Origin of the sequence: Nonomuraea zeae (genome assembly GCF_005889725.1) — a bacterium.
GTDB classification, from domain to species: Bacteria; Actinomycetota; Actinomycetes; order Streptosporangiales; family Streptosporangiaceae; genus Nonomuraea; species Nonomuraea zeae.
Genome location: NZ_VCKX01000153.1, coordinates 1 through 19,631 on the forward strand (window position 1 = coordinate 1; position 19,631 = coordinate 19,631).

The 19,631-nt window shown below is 72.4% G+C and carries 15 protein-coding genes and 1 pseudogene; 8 read left to right on the forward strand and 8 right to left on the reverse strand.

Annotation, left to right across the window (positions count from 1 at the left end; translation table 11 throughout):
- Window positions 1-135 precede the first annotated feature (135 nt).
- Window positions 136-1,152 carry a hypothetical protein gene (locus tag ETD85_RS37225; RefSeq protein WP_138694523.1) on the reverse strand — a complete coding sequence of 339 codons (1,017 nt, stop codon included), beginning with the start codon at window positions 1,150-1,152 and terminating at the stop codon, window positions 136-138.
- The gene (locus ETD85_RS37230; protein WP_138694524.1) at window positions 1,149-2,234 is read right to left on the reverse strand and encodes a GNAT family N-acetyltransferase; all 1,086 of its coding nucleotides are present in this window, start codon (window positions 2,232-2,234) and stop codon (window positions 1,149-1,151) included. Before ETD85_RS37230 ends, ETD85_RS37225 begins: the two co-directional genes overlap by 4 nt.
- Before the next feature lie 151 nt (window positions 2,235-2,385).
- Here ETD85_RS37230 and ETD85_RS37235 point away from each other — a divergent pair, with 151 nt between their 5' ends.
- Genes ETD85_RS37235 through ETD85_RS37250 form a run of 4 tightly spaced genes read left to right on the forward strand, consistent with a single transcriptional unit; the run spans window position 2,386 to window position 6,067 of the window.
- Complete coding sequence (locus ETD85_RS37235) at window positions 2,386-3,327, forward strand: NAD-dependent epimerase/dehydratase family protein (RefSeq protein WP_138694525.1); 942 nt, start codon at window positions 2,386-2,388, stop codon at window positions 3,325-3,327.
- Window positions 3,324-4,508 carry an ATP-grasp domain-containing protein gene (locus ETD85_RS37240; RefSeq protein WP_138694526.1) on the forward strand — a complete coding sequence of 395 codons (1,185 nt, stop codon included), beginning with the start codon at window positions 3,324-3,326 and terminating at the stop codon, window positions 4,506-4,508. Before ETD85_RS37235 ends, ETD85_RS37240 begins: the two co-directional genes overlap by 4 nt.
- Window positions 4,498-5,397 carry a hypothetical protein gene (locus ETD85_RS37245; RefSeq protein ID WP_138694527.1) on the forward strand — a complete coding sequence of 300 codons (900 nt, stop codon included), beginning with the start codon at window positions 4,498-4,500 and terminating at the stop codon, window positions 5,395-5,397. Before ETD85_RS37240 ends, ETD85_RS37245 begins: the two co-directional genes overlap by 11 nt.
- 10 nt (window positions 5,398-5,407) lie before the next feature.
- Window positions 5,408-6,067 carry a hypothetical protein gene (locus ETD85_RS37250; protein ID WP_138694528.1) on the forward strand — a complete coding sequence of 220 codons (660 nt, stop codon included), beginning with the start codon at window positions 5,408-5,410 and terminating at the stop codon, window positions 6,065-6,067.
- Window positions 6,068-6,079: 12 nt separating this feature from the next.
- On the opposite strand, the gene ETD85_RS37255 is transcribed toward ETD85_RS37250, so the two are convergent.
- The gene (locus ETD85_RS37255) at window positions 6,080-7,993 is read right to left on the reverse strand and encodes a primary-amine oxidase (protein WP_138694529.1); all 1,914 of its coding nucleotides are present in this window, start codon (window positions 7,991-7,993) and stop codon (window positions 6,080-6,082) included.
- A gap of 121 nt (window positions 7,994-8,114) precedes the next feature.
- A pseudogene (locus ETD85_RS66105) lies at window positions 8,115-9,980 on the reverse strand (serine/threonine-protein kinase).
- Between ETD85_RS66105 and ETD85_RS63555 the strand changes: the two are divergent.
- Complete coding sequence (locus ETD85_RS63555; RefSeq protein ID WP_240779675.1) at window positions 9,894-10,598, forward strand: DUF4097 family beta strand repeat-containing protein; 705 nt, start codon at window positions 9,894-9,896, stop codon at window positions 10,596-10,598. The pseudogene ETD85_RS66105 and the gene ETD85_RS63555 sit on opposite strands and share 87 nt — an antisense overlap.
- 51 nt (window positions 10,599-10,649) lie before the next feature.
- Here ETD85_RS63555 and ETD85_RS37275 read toward each other — a convergent pair whose 3' ends face one another.
- The gene (locus ETD85_RS37275; protein WP_138694533.1) at window positions 10,650-12,011 is read right to left on the reverse strand and encodes an FAD-binding oxidoreductase; all 1,362 of its coding nucleotides are present in this window, start codon (window positions 12,009-12,011) and stop codon (window positions 10,650-10,652) included.
- 47 nt (window positions 12,012-12,058) lie between these two features.
- Window positions 12,059-13,123 (reverse strand): trypsin-like serine peptidase, encoded by a 1,065-nt coding sequence (locus ETD85_RS37280; RefSeq protein WP_138694534.1) that lies wholly within the window; start codon window positions 13,121-13,123, stop codon window positions 12,059-12,061.
- Window positions 13,124-13,377: 254 nt separating this feature from the next.
- Between ETD85_RS37280 and ETD85_RS37285 the strand changes: the two genes are divergently transcribed.
- Complete coding sequence (locus ETD85_RS37285) at window positions 13,378-14,046, forward strand: helix-turn-helix transcriptional regulator (RefSeq protein ID WP_138694535.1); 669 nt, start codon at window positions 13,378-13,380, stop codon at window positions 14,044-14,046.
- A complete protein-coding gene (locus ETD85_RS37290) occupies window positions 14,043-15,017 on the forward strand; it encodes a threo-3-hydroxy-L-aspartate ammonia-lyase (protein WP_138694536.1) in 975 nt (324 codons plus the stop codon). The genes ETD85_RS37285 and ETD85_RS37290 overlap by 4 nt, the downstream gene beginning before the upstream one ends.
- A gap of 12 nt (window positions 15,018-15,029) precedes the next feature.
- Here ETD85_RS37290 and ETD85_RS37295 read toward each other — a convergent pair whose 3' ends face one another.
- Complete coding sequence (locus tag ETD85_RS37295; protein WP_170247047.1) at window positions 15,030-17,771, reverse strand: AfsR/SARP family transcriptional regulator; 2,742 nt, start codon at window positions 17,769-17,771, stop codon at window positions 15,030-15,032.
- A gap of 276 nt (window positions 17,772-18,047) precedes the next feature.
- Window positions 18,048-18,575: a phosphopantetheine-binding protein gene (locus ETD85_RS37300; RefSeq protein WP_138694538.1), complete on the reverse strand. Its 528-nt coding sequence runs from the start codon at window positions 18,573-18,575 to the stop codon at window positions 18,048-18,050.
- A gap of 329 nt (window positions 18,576-18,904) precedes the next feature.
- On the opposite strand from ETD85_RS37300, the gene ETD85_RS37305 reads away from it, so the two are divergent.
- Window positions 18,905-19,597 (forward strand): LmbU family transcriptional regulator, encoded by a 693-nt coding sequence (locus tag ETD85_RS37305; protein ID WP_240779676.1) that lies wholly within the window; start codon window positions 18,905-18,907, stop codon window positions 19,595-19,597.
- Window positions 19,598-19,631: the final 34 nt, after the last annotated feature.

Sequence of the window (19,631 nt, forward strand, 5' to 3'; positions counted from 1 at the left end):
AGATGTGTATAAGAGCCAGGGTCTGAAGACCGCGCCGCAGGACCGGCAGGAGTAGCGGGCCGGGCGCGGGCGTCTGGTGATCAGTGAGGGGTGCGGGTGGCCGCACTGCACGCAGGTCATGGGGGCGTCCACGGGTCAGAAGGGTACGGCGAGCGCGGAAGAGGCGACCAGGTCCGCGCCCAGGGAACGTTTGACCTCGGCCTGCCCCTTGCCGAGCACCAGCCCGGACTTGCCGGCGCCGATGGCCCACTCGACCATCCGCACGTAGCCGTCGAAGTACAGGTGCTTGCGGCCCCCGTGCTCCGGCGGCAGGGCGCCCCAGCTCAGGCAGATGGGCCAGGCGGGATGGTCCAGGATCAGGGAGAGCCCGATCAGCCGCCGCTCGCCGTCGCGATAGGCGATCGCGATCACCTCGTCACCGGCCACCAGGGCGTCGAGGTAGGGCAGCGGCAGCGGGGCGAGCGGGAGGAGCCGGGCGCGGTGCTTGAGGTCGTTCTCGGCCCGCAGCGCGGCGGCCTCGGCTCCCGTCACCAGCTCGCGTGCCGGGCCGACGCCGATCGACAGGCCGGGGTCGGCGGAGAGGCTGCGCGCCCGCCGCTTCAGCGAGTCCCTGCGGGCGCGGTCGAGCCCGGCGTACCAGGCGTCGATCCCGGGCCACGGGGTGGCCAGCCGGGCCAGCGGCGCGGTGGGCAGGCGGGCCTTGAGCAGGCCGGGCAACTGCGCGGGCTCGCCCGGCGACACCTCGCGCCACACGACACCGCGCCAGCCGGGACCGGTGACCCTCCGCAGGCCGCGCACGTAGCCGCGCAGCAGCTCGGCACGACGGCCGGCGTCCGGGTCGCCGGTGAACCACCAGCCCTTCTGCGAGCGGTTGCCGGGCGCGTGGACGTCCACGATGCCCGCGAAGTCGCGGCCGGCCGCGTAGGCGCCCCGGTGGGGCCGGACGCCGCGCAGGGACGCGGACACGGCGCCGACCGCCGTGCCCTCCTCCCTCAGCACGGTGAGCAGGACCGGCGCCTGCGCGGCCCAGGCGTAGGCGCGCAGCAGGTCGTAGCGCCAGGTCACGCACTGGCCGGCTGCGGTGCGCAGCCGCTCCCAGTCACTGGGCTCCGGGTCGTGGCGCGGGTCCAGGGTCTGCAGGGTGAGGCTCATCCCATCGCCCACCTGGGTACGGCGACGATGCTCATCGGCACGTACGCGAATCCCAGCGACTGCTTGACCTCCACCCGGCCCCTGCCGCCGAGCAGCTGCTTCGCGCCGTTCGCCGTGGCGCGGCCGACGATGCGGGCGTAGCTGTCGAAGTACAGGTCCTTGCGGCCGCCCTCCTCGGGCTGGAGCGCCGCCCACGGCCCGTACGCCGGGGACGCGGGATGCTCGTACACGATCGCGAAGGCGAGCAGCCGGCGAGCCGTCGAGTGATAGGAGATGACGTTCACGTCCGCTCGGCCGAGCAGGTGCGCGAAGTACGACTCCGGAAGGGGCGCCCTGGGGTCGAAGCGGGCCGCGAGCCTGGCGGTGTGCCTGCGGTTCAGCTCGGCCAGCTCGGCGGGGTCGAGGTCGGTCCGCGCCCGGCCCTCCGCCACGACCAGGTCGTCCGCCTCGGCGATCCGCCTGATCTGGCGGCGCAGCGTGGACCTGCGGTTCCGGCTGAGCGAGCCGATCCACTCCTGCTCGGAGGACCAGCGCAGCGGCATGACCGTGGCGCCGGGTGACTGCCTGACGATCGCGCCCCTGCGTGCCACGGCGGGGAGATGGGGCTCGGCCACCATCCGGTAGAGCACCCCGGCCAGCCCCCAGCCGAGGTGGCGGCGCGCGGCGCGTTCGAACAGGCGCAGGAGGTGGCGGCGGCTCTCGGCGGTCACGTCATCGCTGAAGTGCCAGGTCGGCGCGTTGGAGTGGCCGGGCAGGCGGACGTCGAGCAGGATCGGCTCCCTGCGCGGCCGTGGCGCGCGCCGGGATCCGGGCAACCGCAGCCCGAGATAGACGGCCCCGACCGCCCCGACGATGCGGCCCGCGTCTCGGCCTGCGTCGCGGCTCGTGTCTTGGCCCGTGTCTCGGCCCGTGGCGGGATCGGTTTCGCGGAAGACGGTCAGCAGCGGGCGGGCCCACGAATCCGCGGACGAGGCGGCGATGACGTCGTAAGCCCAGATGGCGCTCAGGCCCTCTGCCTGCCGGAATTCCTCCCAGCCTGGCGGCTCGGAATCACGGCGCGGATCGAGTACTTCCAGGTGCACGCGGCCGCCTTCGATGGCGAAACTATCACAACATGGACACGAACTATCGTTGATCAACATAGCCGTAGAAAGTGTCTGCTGTGATCAGTCATGCGTGTTCTCACCCACAAATCACGCATCAATCATCGCGTGCTCATACCCAAGAGGTGGCATGAAGGTAGGAGTGACGGGCGGCAGCGGGTTCATCGGCCGCTACGTCTGCGAGGAGCTCGCGTCTCGCGGCCACGTACCGCTCGTTTTCGATCACAGAGGGAAAGCGGACGATCTGCCCTGGGAAGTCATGCGGGGTGATATCCGGGACGCCACCGCGATGACCGAACTCGCGGCGCATTGCGACGCCATCATGCATCTGGCGGCCGTGCTCGGAACCCAGGAGACGATTGACAACCCGCGGCCCGCGGCCGAGACCAATCTCATGGGCGGGCTGAATTTCCTGGAAGCGCTCGCGCAGTACGACCTGCCCGGCGTCTACATCTGCGTGGGCAACCATTGGATGGACAACAGCTATTCCATCTCCAAGACGGCGGTGGAGCGCTTCGTGCGCATGTTCAACGCGCATCGCGGCACGAGGGTGAACAACGTCCGCGTGGTCAACGCCTACGGCCCCCGCCAGCAGGCCGCGCCGCCGTTCGCGTCCGGCAAGGTCAGGAAGATCACGCCCGCCGTCGTCTGCCGCGCGCTGAGCGGGATGCCGGTGGAGCTGTACGGCGGCGGCACCCAGGTCTCGGACATGGTGTGGGTCGGCGACGTGGCGCGCACGCTCGTGGCCGCGCTGGAGCGGGCCGCCGCGGGCGAGGTCCTCGAGAACGTCGTCGAGGTCGGCCCCACCGCCTCCGCCACGATCCGCGAGGTCGCCGAGCTCATCATCGACCTCTGCGAGGAGCGCGGCTACCCGCGCGTGCCCATCGCCGACCTGCCGATGCGGCCGGGCGAGACGCCGGACACCGCGGTCACCGCGCAGACCAAGACGCTCCTGTCGGTGGGCATCGAGCCCGACTCGCTCGTCTCGCTGCCCGAGGGCATGGCGAGGACCGTGGACTGGTTCATCGAGAGCCGCGGCGTCCACTGGGACCTCCCGCAGGCCACCCGGTGAAGCGACTGGTCGTCCTGGGCGGCTCGGACGGCACGATCAGCTCCTTCCGCGCCGCCCGGCGGCTCGGCCTGGGCACGATCTGCGTCGACATGCGGGCGGACGCACCCGGCGCGCGGGAGGCGGATGAGTTCCTGCATCTCAGCACGCGCGACGTGGACTCGGTCGCGGCGGCGCTGCGCGGCCGTGACGACGTGGTGGGCCTGCTCGCCCCCGGGACCGACATCAACCTCCCCGCGTTGGTGGAGCTCGCAGGGCGGCTCGGGCTGCCCTGCGGGCTCCCGCCCGCCGCGCTGCGGGCGTCGGCGGACAAGGCGTACTTCCGCGAGGTCTGCCTGCGCCTCGGCCTGGGCGGGCCCGCGTACGCGAGCGGGAGCGCCGCCGAGGTCGTCCGCGACGCCGCCCGGCTGGCGTTCCCCGTCATCGTCAAACCGGTCGACTCGGGCAGCTCCAGGGGCATCACGATCTGCGCGGCAGCGCAGGAGCTGGCCGCCGCCGCCGAGGCGGCGGCCCGGGTCTCGCCCTCGGCGACCGTCATCGCCGAGGAGCTGGTGACCGGCGAGGACCTGTGCGGCGAGGCGTTCCTCCAGGACGGCAAGGTGGCGCTGCTCGGGCTCAGCGACCGGGTCGTGGCCCCGCCCCAGGTCGTCGCGATCGGGCACGACATGGCGCCGCGCGACCCGGCGCTCAGCGCGGAGGTCACCCGCCAGCTCGAACTGGTCTGCGCCGAGATCGGCTACACCGACGGCCCGGTGAACCTGGACCTGTTCGTGACCGGCGACGGGATCGTGCTGATCGAGATGGGCGCGCGGATCGGCGGCAACGGCATGGGCGAGGCGCTCGGGCTCATGTACGGGGTGGACACCGTGCAGGCCGCCGTCCAGCTCGCGGTCGGCGAGCGCCCCGACCTGACGCCGCGCTGGAACAGGCCCGCCGCCGTGCGCATGCTGCGCGCCCGCTCGGCGGGCACGCTGGTGTCCCTGGACGGCCTCGCGGCGGCGATGGCGCTGCCGGGCGTGGCCGACGTGGTGGTCACCGCCGCGCCGGGCGACCCGGTCGTGCCCTACACCGAGTGCCGGGCGAAGCTGGGTTACGTGCTGGCCTCGGGGGAGTCGGCCGGCGAGCTGGCCGCGGCCCTGGCCGCCGTCGAGGAGCTGGTCCGGGTCCGGGTCGATGCCCGCTGAGTTCTCGGCCGGGCGCTGGGAGCGGGACTACCGGCGGATGGCCGGGACGGCCTTCCGCCGGGTGCCGTTCTACCGTGACCAGTGGGTGGCCGCGGGGCGCGAGCTGGACGAGCCCGAGTGCGTTCCGTCCGCCGAGCTGGCTGGACAGCTGCACCGGCTGTGCCCGTTCGCGCGGCCGTTCGACGCCTCCCAGGAGCCGTCCGCGTGGATCGGCGACGGGCTCGACCTGCGGGAGGCGCTCGCGCTGGCCGGCGCGCCACGGCGGGCGCCCGTGCTGGAGGTGCGCTCGGCCGTGCTGGACCGGCGCCGGCTCGGTTGGGGCGGCCCCCGGTACGGGGTGCTGCTCGCTCCCGAGGCGAAGGTCGTGGACGAGGGCCGCCGCCGCGCGCTCGACTCGGCCGCGCTCGGGCTCGCGGCCGAGGCGGGACAGGCGGTCCTCGTGGGCGAGCGGCCAGCGCTCGACGCCCTCCTGCCCGAGCTCGCCGGCGTCCGGATCACCACCGTGGAACGCATGACGGCCGATCAGGCCGTACGGAGGACCGCCACGAGGAAGCGCACGACCGCCGGCACGACCACGAGTGCCGCCCAGGGCAAGGGTGCGACCGCCGGTGCCGCTCTGGGGGAGGGCGCGACCGCCGAGGAGGTCGTACCCGGGCTGAGGGTGGTGCACGATCCGCACCTCGGCTACTTCGCGGCCACCGTTCCGGCCTGCGGCGGGACTCACGTGCTGTGGCGGCGCTTCCACGCCCGCCAGGCCGGCGGCGCCCTGGCCGTCACGGCGCTGCGCCGCACGCGGCCCGTGCTGGCCGGCGTGATCCCGGACGGCGGCGCGTCACTCACCCTCGCGACCTGCCCCGAGCACGGCACACCGATCGTCGCGACGCACTGACAGGAAAGCGATGCAGACTTCTTCGTTCTGGCGGGACAACCGGGTCACGCTGCTGGCCGGAGCCGCGGCCGTGGCCCTGACGCTCATGGTCCGCTTCGTGATCCCCTACGAGAGGGAGATCACCTCACTCTGGATGCTGCTCGTCAAGCTGACGCCGCAGATCGCCGCCTGCGTGGCCGTCGCCTGGCTGGACGTCGAGTGGGCACGGCGGCTGCGGCTGCACCTGGTGGCGCTGCCGGCGATCTTCCTGGCGTTCCTGTGTTACTTCGTGCCCCAGACGTTCATGACGGCGATGGACATGAGGGACGGGACGGCCGAGTTCGAGGACCTGTACCTGCACGTGGTCGTCTTCGTGCCGTTCATGATCATCGCGCTCGTCCTGTGCTACCGGCTCGGCGGCGGCTCGCGCGAAGGCGTCCTGCGCGTCGGCGCGGCGGCCACGATCCTGCAGATGTCGGGACTGGAAGACCTGATGGCGGTGATCCTGAACAGCCGGCTGAACGGGATCCCCGAGCTCTGGGACTGGGCCCACCACATGACGGTGCGCCTGGGCCACCCGGCGACGCGGACCGAGGCGTACGTCTTCATCGTGGTCCACGTCGTGCTGGCGGTGCTGGTGCTGGCCGTGCCGGGGAGCGTGCCCAGGAGGCTGCTGGCCCGGTTCCGGTAAGTCCGCGCATCCTCATGCGCGGTGGTGGTGCTCCACCGGCACGTCGAGCGTGGGATTGCGGTCGAAGAACCCGACGGGCCGCAGCCGGAACCCGGTGCGGTCCACCGGCATGATCGGCCAGTCCTCCGGGCGGGGCGCGTGGGTGAGCCCGAAGGTGTGCCAGACGACGATGGAGCGGCCGTCGATGTTGCGGTCCGCCGCCGCGTAGGCAGGCAGCCCCGCGCCACCCGGGTGCTGGTTGACGAAGTCGCCGGCCGGGTAGCGCTCGGCCGGATCGTACGCGGTGACCCACAGATGCCTGGTGGCGAACGCGGCCCGCGCGGCGATGGAGGAGCCGGGATCGGCCAGCAGGGTCGGCTTGCCCTCGGGGAGCAGGGCGTAGCCGACGGGCCGGCCCAGCGCGTTGAGCACGGCCGGGTTGGTGATGTGCCAGGTGCGGTCCACGCTCGCGTCGGCGGTACGCCGGGCCTGGCCCTCCCTGGTCAGCGCGGTGCGCCGGTAGGTGAAGGCGTTGCCGCGCGGGTTGTCGCCGCCCATCGGGACGCGGGCGACGTCCACCTCCTCGACCCGGTTGACCGGCCCGTCGATCGCCATGTCCAGGCGCGCGCAGAACAGGTGCTGGTGGTAGGGCGCGCCGAGGCCCGGCGCCACCTCGGCCGTGTACGGCATGTGGCCGCCGCTGTGGGCGGAGGTGAAGACGACGCCGGTGGCCTTGGCCTCGAACTCGATGGTGCCGTCGAGGTAGAGGTACCAGTAGAAGCCGTAGTCGTAGTTGCCGACGGTGGTGAAGAAGGACAGGACCAGGCGGCGCTGGCGGCGGGTCTCCGACGTGTGGGCCCACAGGTCGGTGTGCTTCCACAGGATGCCGTGGTCCTCCTCGTGCAGGCAGATCGCGTTCTCGATGGTTCGCGGCGCGCCGCGCTCGTCGGCGACGACGGCGTCCAGGTAAGTGATGTCGCCGACGCAGTCGCAGCCGCGCCGGAGGGAGTTGGCGTACTGGCCGATGAGGTATTCGCCGACGTCGAAATAGTTCTGCCAGGAGCGGATCGGCGAGGGATCGGCGTAGGGCACGACCATCTCGGCGATCGAGGCGCGGTGGATGATGGAGCGCTCGCGCCCTGAGTCCCGGTCGTGGTAGGCGATCTGGTGCAGCACCAGCCCCTCGCGGGTGTCGAACCCGATCCGCAGCGACCAGGTCTCCCAGCGCAGCAGGCTCCCCTCCAGGGTGAATCCCGGGCCGTCCGGCTGGGTGATCTCGATCGGCCGCAGCGTGGTGCGCGCGGGCCCGGTGACGGCGGGGTCGTCGTAGTTGCCCGAGACCGCCGGCACGGGGACCGGGCCCAGGTCGATGATCTGGTCCACCGTGCGGTTGAGCACGTCCACGTACGCGACGAGGCCGTCCACGGGATGCGCCCAGGCGTGGTCCCGCTCGTGCCGCTGCACGAAGGCGAGCCCGCGCAGGATGCGGCGGCCGGCCTCCTCCGGGTACTCGTCGGCGTACACGCCGGCCGACAGCGGCGCGACCCGGACCTGGGCGACGTCCAGGCCGCGGCTCTTCAACGCGGCCAGCCACTGCTCGTTCGTGGACAGCACCTCTTCGACGAGCGCGAACTCCCCGTCCATGACGGGCAGCTGCCCGTCGGCCGCGGCGTCGAGCGCGCGGTCGGTCTCGATCGCCTTCCCCGTGAGCGAGACGACCACGTCCCTGGCGGGCGCCCCGTCCAGGTCGTGCAGCAGGACGCGCACCCTGCGGTCGGGCGGGTTGCCCGCCAGGTGGGCGAGCAGGACGTCCTTGGCCGGCTCCTCCAGGCCGACGTACGCGAACCTGGTGCTCTCCTCGACCAGGCCGCCGGCGGCCAGCACGTCGTACGTGGCCGTGATGTCCTCGGGCGTCAGCGGGTCGAGCGGGTGCGGGGTGGTGATCATGAGCTCACCTCTGGAAGAGGGACCGATTCTTCACGTACGTGAACAGCCGAGTGCCACTCCGCCAGCGAACACCAGGCACACAGGGATTTCCAGGGCCCGCCGGGCCGATGGCAGGGACTGGTCAGCGGACCCGGGCGTACACCGGGGCGAACCGGTCGTATTCATCCAGGTCCGCGAGCTTGCGGACGAGCTCGCCGGTCCGGGTGTCCCACAGGCAGTGCGCGTAATAGTCCGTGCCCGGGCAGTTGGTGACGAACGCCTGGCCCGATGGGGAGAAGACGTCCGTCGCGTCCCGGGGCAGGGTGCCGACCTCGCCGAACTCGCGGACCTTCCTGCCGTCGGTGTCGAAGAACTGCAGCGACTTCTCCGAGCCGTTGATCAGGCCCTTGTCCTGGTCCCAGGAGAAGGGCGTGTCAGGGAACCGGACTTGCGGCTTGCGGACGGGCTCGAAGCGCTGGGTGGCGACGTCGAGCACGCCGAATCCGGCATAGGGCACGTCCTCGCCGTCCGTGCCCGGTTCGTAGAAGTTGACCAGCACCTTCGAGCTGTCTCGCGACCAGCCGCGCACCTCGGCGCTCAGCGGGGACTTCGTGGTCCGCACCGTGAACCGGCGGCCGGTGGCCTGCTCCGTGATGACGAGCGAGTCGTAGTCGTCGGAATCGAACACCGTGGGGCGCGTCACCACGTAGCGGCGGTCGGGGGAGAGCAGGGCTTCCATGGCCGCGCCGTGCTGCTTGAACGCGCCACCCTTCGCCGTCCGCAGGTAGCTCTCGGAGTTGTCGTTCGTCAGGCCCGTCTGCGTGTAGCCGACCAGCGCGACGGGATCGCCGGGTCGCTCGTAGACCGTGGTCTGCGTGCCCGGCGGCACGATCGTCCGAAGGCCCGTCTCCGGCGTGGGCCCGGCGGCCGCGCCGGCGAGCGAGGGCGGCAGGACGAAGGAGGGTGGCGCCGGTCGCCGCCGCAGCAGGTGCGCGGTCACCTGCTCGACCGAGGGCCGCCGGGCGGGATCCTTCGCGAGGCAGTCGAGCACCACCCTGCTCAGCGGATCGCCGAACCCCGACATGTCCGGCGGCTGGTGCAGCACCCGGGTCAGCACGGCCGCCGCGGTGTCCTCGCCGAACGGCGGCTTGCCCGTGGCCGCGAACGCCATGGTGCCGGCCCAGGAGAACAGGTCGGCCGCGGGCCCGAGTGGCTGGCCGCGAAACTGCTCGGGCGACATGTACGCGGGCGTGCCCAGCACCGACGAGGTCTGGGTCTAGGTGGCGCCGAGGACGCGGGCGATGCCGAAGTCGATCACCCGCGGGCCGCCCGCGCCGAGGGTCACGTTCGCCGGCTTGACGTCGCGGTGCACGATGCCCGCCTCGTGCACCGCGGCCAGCGCGACGATCGTGCCGATGGCCAGCCGGTGCAGATCGGCTCCGGCCTGCGGGCCGTCCTTGCGGATCACCTGCTGGAGCGACGGGCCCTCGATGTACTCGCTGACGATGAACGGGCGCTCGTCCGCGACGCCGGTGTCCAGCACCTGGGCCGTGCAGAACGGCGCCACCCGCTCGGCCACCTGGGCCTCGCGCAGGAACCGCTCGACGTCGTCGGGGGTGCCGGAGAGCCCGTCGCGCAGCCACTTGACCGCCACCTGCCGGCCCGAGGGGGAAACGGCCAGATAGACGACGCCCTGCCCGCCCTCGCCCAGCCGGCCCAGGAGCCGGTAGTCCGCGATCTGGCGGGATCTCGCGGCGTCAGCGGCGAGTAGGACGACATGCGGAGAATTGTCCTTGTCGTCGCCGGGCAGATCAAACTTTTGGGGCGGCTGGACCGGGCTCGCCTCAGGGTCCTGCCTCAGGGACGTTCTCAGGGACCTCCCCGACGCCGGTTCGCCGCGGATGGCCCAGACTTTACCGTCATGACCATCAAGAGAACGACCGTGATCACCGGCCTGCTGGCGCTCGCGGCGCTGTCGGCGGGATGCGGCGTGGTCGGCCCGCTCGATGAGGAGACCGCGTCGTACGACGTCGCGGACAAGGTGGCGGCGTTGCAGGTCGAGGCCGATTCCGGCACCGTCGAGGTGGTCGAGTCGGACCGCCAGGGCATCCACGTGACCGAGCAGCTCAGCTGGCGCAAGAACAAGCCGGAGCCCAGCCACGAGGTGCAGGGCGACACGCTCGTCCTGAAGTTCAAGTGCGCGACGACCTGGGGGCTGGGCAGCGGCGCCGCCTCCTGCGAGGTGAGCTACAAGGTCGAGGTGCCCAAGGGCCTGCGGGTCAAGGTGCGCTCCGACTCGGGGACCCTCACGCTGAAGAACCTGTCGGGCGGCCTGGAGGCCAGCAGCGACTCCGGGACGATCGAGGCCAGCGGGCTGGCCGGCAAGCAGGTCGTCACCAGGACCGACTCGGGGGACATGACGCTCGCCTTCACCGGGCAGCCGGACAAGGTCGCGACCACCACCGACTCGGGCCGGACCGTGGTGCGCGTGCCGTCGGGGCCGTACAACATCGTGGCCAGGACGGACTCCGGCGACAAGAAGATCGAGGCCGCCGCCGACTCCTCGGCCCAGCGGTCGATCGAGCTGACCAGCGACTCCGGCGACCTGGAGGTCGTCAACTCCTGACCGCCGCCCGGCCGTCCGGCCGCCCGTCCGGCCACACGTCTTCTCGCCGGCTCAGATGATCTTTCCTGGGTTGAAGATCCCGGCCGGGTCCAGGGCCGACTTGATCGCGCGGTGCAGCGCCAGCACGTCCTCGCCCACCTCGGCGTGCATACCGCGCTTCTTCAGCAGGCCCACGCCGTGCTCGCCGGTGACCGTGCCGCCGAGTGCGATCGCGTCGTCGAGGATCTCCTCGAACGCGAGCTGGGCCCTGGCCCGCGCCTCGTCGTCGCCGGCGGGGACGACGATCAGCGGGTGCAGGTTCCCGTCCCCGGCGTGCGCGATGTTGGCGATGTGCACGTCGTGCGCCCGCGCGTGCTTCTCGATGCGCGCGAGCATCTCCGGCACCAGCCCGCGCGGCACGCACACGTCCTCGGTCAGCACCGGCCCGAGCCGCTCCAGCGCCGGGTAGGCGAGCCGGCGGGCGGAGAACAGCGCCTCGGCCTCCTCGGCGTCGGTCGAACGGGTGCTCCAGGCGGCGCCTGCCCGGTCGAAGCACTCCAGCATCGCCGCGGCGGCCCGCTCGTCGCCGTCGTCCACCCGGCCGAGCAGCAGCACGTCGCCGAGGTCGGCCAGGCCCATGTTCTTCCAGTCGTCCACCGCCCGCAGGCAGTAGCGGTCGACCAGCTCCAGCGCGCTGGGCGTGATCCCGGCGGCGCCTACGGCCGCGACCGCCCGGCCCGCCGCGACCAGCGAGTCGAACGCGCCCACGATCGTCGTCGGCGCGCCCTCCGGCAGCCGCAGCAGGCGCACGGTGATCTCGGTGATCACGCCCAGCGTGCCCTCGGAGCCCACGAACAGCCCGGCCAGGTCGTAACCGGCCACGCCCTTCCTGGTCCGGCGGCCCAGCCTGACCAGGTCGCCGGTGCCGGTCACCGCCTGGAGGCCGAGCACGTAGTCGCGGGTCACCCCGTATTTCACGCAGCAGACGCCGCCCGCGTTGGTGGCCACGTTCCCGCCGATCGTGGACCACGGCGAGCTGGCCGGGTCCGGCGGGTACCACAGGCCGTGGCCGGCCGCCTCCGCGCGCAGCCGGTCGTTGACCACGCCCGGCTGCACGACGGCGAGCTGCTCGTCCGGGTCGATCTCCAGGATGCGGTCCATGCCGTCCATGGCCAGCAGCACGCAGCCGTCGACGGCGTTCGCGCCGCCGGACAGGCCGGTGCCCGCGCCGCGCGGCACGATCGGCACCCCGCGCTCGGCGCAGACCGCCACCACCTTCCGCACCTGCTCGGCGTCCTCCGGCCGGACCAGCGCGACGGCGGCGCCCCGCGGCGCCCACGCGGCCTGGTCGCGGGAGTAGGCGGCCAGGACATCGGGATCGCGGACGATCCGGGTCGGCGGCAGCACCGCGGACAGAGCGTCTATGACGTGCACGTTATGCACGGTAACAATCCGTCCGCGGCGGTGGCCGGGCAGGTGACTCAGAGGGCGTTCGCGCGCTGCGCCGCCTGGTAGACGGCCATCGCCTCGTTGCCGAAGAACGGGCCGAACATGAAGTTGGGCGCGAAGTCGTACTTGAAGCTGTTGACGGAGTTCAGCCAGCCGAGCCCGGTGGACTCGTTGAACCCCGCGAACCAGGGGCCGCCGCTCGACCCGCCGGTCATGTTGCAGCGCAGCCCGAGGTCTCTCGTCATGACGTTGTCGTCGAAGGCGCGCCCGCTGCAGTAGATCAGGTCCGAGCCGTCGAACGGCGCCGCCGCCGGATAGCCGAAGGAGAACATCTGCCGCCGCCTGGGCTGGTTGAACGCCACGCCCTGCCCGCCCACGACGTCGGTCAGCGTGCGGCCGTTGAGCGGCGCGACGACCGCGGCGGCGATGTCGAAGTTGATGTCCTCGCGGGCGTTCCACTGCTGGGTGGTCAGCAGCCGGGTGGCGACCCAGGTCCCGAAGGGGCGGCGGCCGTCGTCGAAGCCGGGGACGAACACCCAGTTGCGGTGCGAGGCGCCGTTCAGCTTCACGCAGTGCCCGGCGGTCATCACGACGCTCTCGTTGGCGCTGGTCACCGCCGTGCCCGAGCAGGAGGCGTTGCCGCCTTCCGCGGTGGTGAAGAAGACGCGCCCCACGGTGCGTACGACGGCGCCGCCGTCCGTCCACTGGAGGCCGGGGCTGTTGGGCACCACCGCCTGCTGCGCAGTGGCTCCGGTGACGGACGCCGTGGCCACCCGGGCGGTGCCGCCGGTGCGCCACGGGGTGCCCTGGCTCACGCGGGCCGAGGCGCCGCGGGTCGCCCATGGGGTGCCTTGGGTCGGTCCGTCCGATCGGGTGCGGCGCGGCTCGGGGGCCGCAAGCGGCCGCGCCGCCAGCATGCGCTGGGGCGTCCAGTACTGCAGGGCGTCCCTGCGTTCCGACCAGGAGTCCGCGGCCGACCAACCGAACGGCCTGGGGTCGAGGCCGGTCCCGGCACCGGCGTGGGCGGTGCCCCCGGCGACCAGGGTGCCCGCCAGGGTGAGGGCGACGGTGGAGAGCAGGGCGACTCTGCGGTGCATTACGTACCTCCCGATAACCGGAATCTGCCGTTTGGAGGTACGCATGGGGACATCTGTAGTGCTCAAGCTATGCACATACTGATATGGCGCTATCGCGGTGTGTACGGGAATCCGTACGATGAGTCACTTTTTGTGGAGTGGGAGCAGCCCCTGTCCTACCACCCCCGTTTTCACCGCCTGGCCGCAAGGGTGACGCTTGGACGATTCGTCCAAGCCGTATACGCTTTGTCCAGACGCTGGACGGAGAGACGCCCATGAGCCACGCCGAGCAGGACGCGATCCTCGCCGCGCTCGCCCCGGTCGTCGACGGCCTGGTCGCGACCCTGGGCTCGTTCTGCGAGGTCGTGGTGCACGACTTCCGCCGCCCCGAGCGGTCCGTGGTCGCCATCGCGGGCTCGGTCACCGGCCGCGGCGTCGGCGGGTCGATGAGCGAGATCGGCATGGGCATCCTCGCCCGCGGCGACCAGGCGGCCGACGAGCTCAACTACGTCACCCGCACCCAGGACGGAAAGCTGGTCAAGTCATCCACGATGGTCCTGCGCGACAGCTCGGGGACCGTCTTCGGCGCGCTGTGCGTCAACCTCGACATCACCGCGGTCACCCAGGCCCACGCGCTGATCGGGGAGCTGGCGGGGCTCGCCGCCCCCACCGGCATGCCGACGACGACCTTCGGCGACGACATCGATTCCGTCATCGACGCGATCGTCGACTCCCACCAGCTGGAGCAGAGCAAGCCCTGGGCCGAGCTCAGCCGCGAGGAGCGGCTGGAGCTGTTCAGGAGTCTCGACGAGCGCGGCGTGTTCGCCGTGCGCCGGGCGGTCCCCCAGGTGGCGGCCAGGCTCGGCATCTCGCGCGCCTCCGCCTACAACTACCTCTCCCAGGTACGCACCGGATCCCACACACCGCAGGAGCACCGAGCATGACGAACGCACTCCCGGTCACCCTGGACGACGTCCACGATGCCGCGGGCCGGCTCAAGGGCGTCGCCCACCGCACGCCCGTACTCCGCTCGCGCACCCTCGACGCGCTGGCCGGCGCCGAGGTCTTCCTCAAATGTGAGAACTTCCAGCGCGCCGGCGCGTTCAAGTTCCGCGGCGCCTACAACGCGGTCTCCCGGCTCTCGCGCGCGCAGCTGGACCGGGGCGTCGCGGCCTACTCCTCGGGCAACCACGCCCAGGCCGTCGCACTCGCCGCCCGCGAGCTGGGCAGCAGCGCGGTGATCGTGATGCCCGAGGACAGCCCGCGCTCCAAGCGGGAGGCCACCGCCGGTTACGGCGCTGAGATCGTGACCTACGACCGCTACACCGGCGACCGGGTCGCGATCGGCGAGGCGCTGGCCGCCGAACGGGGGCTGGCGCTGATCCCTCCGTACGAGCACCCGCACGTCATCGCCGGGCAGGGCACTGCCGCGCTGGAGCTGATCGAGGAGGTCGGCGAGCTCGACACCCTGGTGGTCCCCGTCGGCGGCGGCGGCCTGATCGCGGGCAGTGCCACCGCGGCCAAGGGGCTGCTGCCGGGCATCCGCGTGATCGGCGTGGAGCCCGAGCAGGGCGACGACACCAAGCGGTCGCTGAGCGCGGGCGAGCGCGTCTCCATCCCCGTCCCGCGCACGATCGCCGACGGCCAGGCCGCGGACATCCCGGGCGAGCTGACGTTCTCCGTCAACAAGCGGCTGGTCGACGAGATCGTGCTGGTCAGCGACGACGACATCCGCGCGGCGATGCGGCTGGCGTTCGAGCGACTGAAGATCGTCATGGAGCCCAGCGGCGCGACCTCGCTGGCCGCCCTGCTGGCCGGGGCGGTGGACCGGGTTCCGCCGCGGATCGGCCTGATCGTCTCCGGCGGCAACATCGACAGCCGCCGCTTCGCCGAGCTGTGCGCGGGACCGGCCTAGGCACCCGGGCGGCTACAGCTGCTGGGCGATGACGTCGGGAGTCGCGGGGTGCTCGTCCCGCTCTATGGCCCGCAGCTCCTCGTAGGTGAGCAGCCCGAGGTCGTGCAGGACGGCCGCCGCCCGGTTCAGGTGCGTACGGTCTCCCGTGGCCAGCCCGAGCCCCCACGAGTGCTCCGCCTCCCAGTACGTCCCCTCCAGCCCGCGCCGCAGATCCAGCTCCAGCGCCTCGCGGAACCTGACGGCGGCCTCCTCCGCCTGCCCGGCCAGCCGGTGGGCCTCGCCCAGGTTGCCCAGCGCCATGACCTCGGTCACCTTCGCGTCCGACTCGCCGGCCAGCACCATCGCCTTCTCGTGGGCCACGATCGCCGGGCCGTGCCGGCCGAGCCGCTGGAGCGTCAGCCCGATGCCGGTCAGGCAGGCCGCCTCGTGACGGGCATGGCCCAGCCGCTGCCAGAGCATCCGCGCGGCTTCGAGGGCCAGGAGCGACTCCTCGTGCCGGCCGAGGGACCGCAGCGCGGCGCCCCGCCCGTTCAGGGCCAGCGCCAGGCCGGTCTCGGCGCCAGACCCGGCGGAGGCGAACCGCTCCCACGCGGCCAGCGCCCGGTCGAAGGAGCCGAGCGCGTCGGTCGCCCTGCCCAGCGCGTGCAGGGCCCAGCCGAGGTCGTTGTGACCGATCCCGGCCATGCGGGCGTCGCCGATGCGGTCCGCCGCCCGCAGCATGAGGTGGCCCAGCGTCAGGTGCTCGCGCCAGCGGGCCCGGTATTCCAGCGGCGTGTTGAGGCAGGCCGCCAGATAGGCGGCGATGGCCGGATCGTCGCCCTCCAGAGCCTGGCGCGCGGCGGCGATCACGTTCTCGATCTCGGCGTCGAGCCAGGACTGCACCGCCGCGGGCGAGCGCAGCGGGGTGCCGGGGTAGGCGAGGTCGTCGGGGACGAAGTCAAGACGCCAGGCGAGCAGCGGCTCGACGGCCATCGCGGCATGCCGCGCGGTCGCCAGGTAGTGGTGCAGCGCCCGCCGCACGGCCGCCGCCCGGTCCCGCTCGCCGTCCTCGCTCTCCGCCAGCTCCCTGGCGAACAGCCGCAGCAGGTCGTGCACGCGGAAGCGGCCGGGCGCGGGACACTCGGCGAGCTGGTTGTCGGCGAGCTGATCGAGCAGCGTCGCGGCGCGCGCCTCGGGCAGCCCGGCCAGCGCGGCCGCCACGGGCACGCTCACATCGGGCACGTCCAGCAGCCCGAGCAGGCGGAACAGCCGGGCGGCGGCGGGCTCGCCGAGGTCCTGGTAGCTGACCATGAAGCTGGCGCGGACGGCCTGGTCGTCCACCGACAGCTCGGTGAGCCGCCGCTGCTCCACAGCGAGCCGCTCGGCCATGAAGCGGATCGGCCGATCGGGGCGCGTCGACAGCCTGGCGGCCACGATGGCCAGGGCCAGGGGGAGCCGGCCGCACAGCCGTACGACGTCGGCGGCCGGCTCGGGCTCGCGGGCCATCCGGTCGTCCCCGACGAGCCTGGCGACCAGCGCGTACGCCTCGTCCTGCGGCAACGCCGCCAGCGCCCGGTTGCTGGCCGTGTCGAGCGAGCCCAGCCTCCGCCGGCTGGTGACGAGCACCCCGCAAGAGGCGCTGCCGGGAAGCAGCGCCCGCACCTGGGCCGCATCGGCCGCGTTGTCCAGCACGACCAGCACGCGCCGGCCTCGCGTCAGCGAGCGGAACGCGGCGGTGGCCTCGTCCACCTCCTGCGGGATCTCCGAGGCGGGCACCCCGAGCGCGCGCAGGAAGCGGCCGAGCACCTGGACGGCGGGGGCCGGTTCGGCGTGCGGCGTGGCGCCACGCAGGTTGACGTAGAGCTGGCCGTCGGGGAAGTGCCGCGCGACGCGGTGGGCCACCTGGATGGCCAGGGCCGACTTGCCCACGCCCGCCGGGCCGAAGACGGCGGCGCTGCGCCGGGGAGCCGCGGCCAGCAGTCCCGCCAGCCGCTCGACCTCGGCCTGCCGCCCGGTGAACGTGGCGATGGCCTGGGGGAGCTGGGCGGGGACCGGCGGGCTCGCCTCGCCACCGATCCGCCGCTCCGCCTGCCGCAACTCCGCACCGGGCTCCAGGCCGAACAGGTCGTCGAGCAGGGCCCGGCCCTCGCGCAGCAGCCGCAGCGCCTCCGCCCTGCGGCCGAGCCGGTCGAGCGCGGTCGCGAGCCTGGCGCGCAGCCGCTCGTGGTGGGGCTGGGCGGCCAGCATGGGGGTCAGCACCGCGACCACCTGCTCCAGGCCGCCCCGGTCCCGCTCCAGCTCAGCCCACTCCTCGGCCGCCGTGAGCCGCAGCTCCTCCAGCCGGTGGGCCTGCGGATGGTCCAGCCCGTCCAGCACGGGGCCGCGCCAGAGCGCCAGCGCCCGCCGGTAGGGCGCGGATTCGTGGCCCTGCCTGCCCTGGGCGATCAGCCGCTCCGCCTCGTCCGCGTCGAGGTGTACGGCCCGCGGGTCGAGCCGGTAGCCTCCGGCTACGGTCTCGATGGCCGCGTTCCCCAGCACCTTGCGCAGCTGGGAGACCAGCACCTGGATCTGGCCGCGGGCGGACGGCGGCGGTGCGTCTCCCCACAGCTCGGCGATCAGCCGGTCGGCGGTGACGCCGTGACCGTCGGCCAGCGACAGTGCCACCAGCACCGCCCGCGCTCGCACCGGTCCGGGATCGACCGGCCGGCCCTCGGCCTCGACCTGCAACGGCCCCAGGATTGAGCAGCGTACGACGCCGGCCATCAGATCATCCACCACCGGCATCGTAGCGCCGGGCAGATCGGCCGCCCGGCCCCGCCCCGGACAGCCTCTGCCGGCCACGGCACCCGACCCAGCGCCCGATCCTGGGCCCGACCCTGGGCCCGACCCTGGGCCCGATTCTGTGCCCGATCCTGTGTCCCAGACTTCACGACCACACCCCCTGACGACCCAGAGCGCCTCCGGGCCCTGTTTCGGACCTCGGAAGTGGGGGGTTCTGTCGCCCTTATCGGAACGGCTGATCAGGCGGGGCCTCGGCGGCGTGGAGCACCTTCAGCCGCGCTTCGCCTGCTCCACCAGCAGCGCGAGGTCGCGGACGGTGGAGGCGTCGAAGACGGCTTCGAGCGAGAGGTCGGCTCCGAGCCGCGCCCTGATCAGGGCACTGACCTTGACCACGGACAGCGAGTCCCCGCCCAGGTCGATGAAGTCGTCCAGGACGCCGACGCGGTCGGCCTCCACGCACTCCGCGACGATCCGCTGAAGCAGGCGCTCGGTCTCGCCGCCGGCCTCGACGTAGCGGGACAGCACGCCGTCGTCGAGCACGGACACCGCGTCGCTCAGGGCCTCGTCACCGTCGGGCAGCTCGTCCACCAGGGCCACGAGCGTGGGCGCGTCGGCTCCCATCGCCTGCCAGAGGTGCTCGCGGATCTCGACGGCGCAGGCGTAGAGCTCGGGCACCACGGCGATGGCGAACTCGCCGCGGTGGTCGAAGGAGGCGGCGGCCAGCACGTACGGATGCTCGATCGCGATCCGATCCGCCCGCTCGGTGGCCGTCGTCGCTGGAAAAGGGGTTTCTGTCATGGCTGCCTCATGGGATCGTCGGAGAATTCTTCGGATTACGCACGGCTGCGCCGAACGGGATTACGCACGGCTGCGCCGAACGGTATTTACCACGGCGCGCATTTCGGCGTTCCGGCCTATTGTCCAGAGGAATGCCCTTATCAATGCACGGCATACTCGACGGCATTTGCCCGCCGTCCCGCCGGCGGGACGGCCACGGGCCTGTAGGGCGTCTAAAGCGGATCAATATCCGGGATCTCTACCATCGCGCTGAGCACGTCAGAGGGCGTGCGGGAGTACCGGCCCCGTGCCGGCACTCCTCGGGGAAAGCGCGAAGGGATACGGCCACGATGTCATCGGAGCGGCTCCAGACGAGGGACGGGCACGTCGCGGCGGCGACCGCCGTACGGGGGAGCGACCCGCAGACCCGGATTCGCCCGAACTCGATGCGGACAGGGCTGGGCCTGGATTCCCGTGCCAAGCCCCGGCGGCTGGGGCTGGTCCTGCCTGAGCGGTTCTCGTTCGACGACTGGCGGCAGCTGGGCAGGCAGATCCACCTGATCACCGACTCTTCCGTCTGGTGGCTCGGGGACTGGCTGGTCTTCGGCGAGGAGTGCTTTCCCGGGCGGTACAAGAAGGCCATCGAAGAGACGTCGCTGGAATATCAGACCCTGCGCAACTACGCGTGGGTGGCGCGGCGGATCTCCATGGGCCGGCGACGGGACAAGCTGAGCTTCCAGCACCACGCCGAGGTGGCCGCGCTGGACCCGGCCGAGCAGGATCTCTGGCTGGACCTGGCCGAGCAGCACGGCTGGTCGCGCAACCGGCTGCGCGGCGAGCTGCGCTCGGCCCGCGGCGGCCGGCGGGACGAGGCTCCGGTCTCCTCCATCGTGCTGAAGATTCCGGTGGAGAAAGAGGAGGTGTGGAAGAGCGCCGCCATGTCCGCCAACCAGAGCATCGACGACTGGATCACCATGGCGCTGGACTCGGCGGCGCTGCGGACTTTGGCAAGAAAGGATTCTGCCCGCACTATTCCTAATTGATTCGCGCACGCCATGCCTTCGGGTGGCCGGAGCG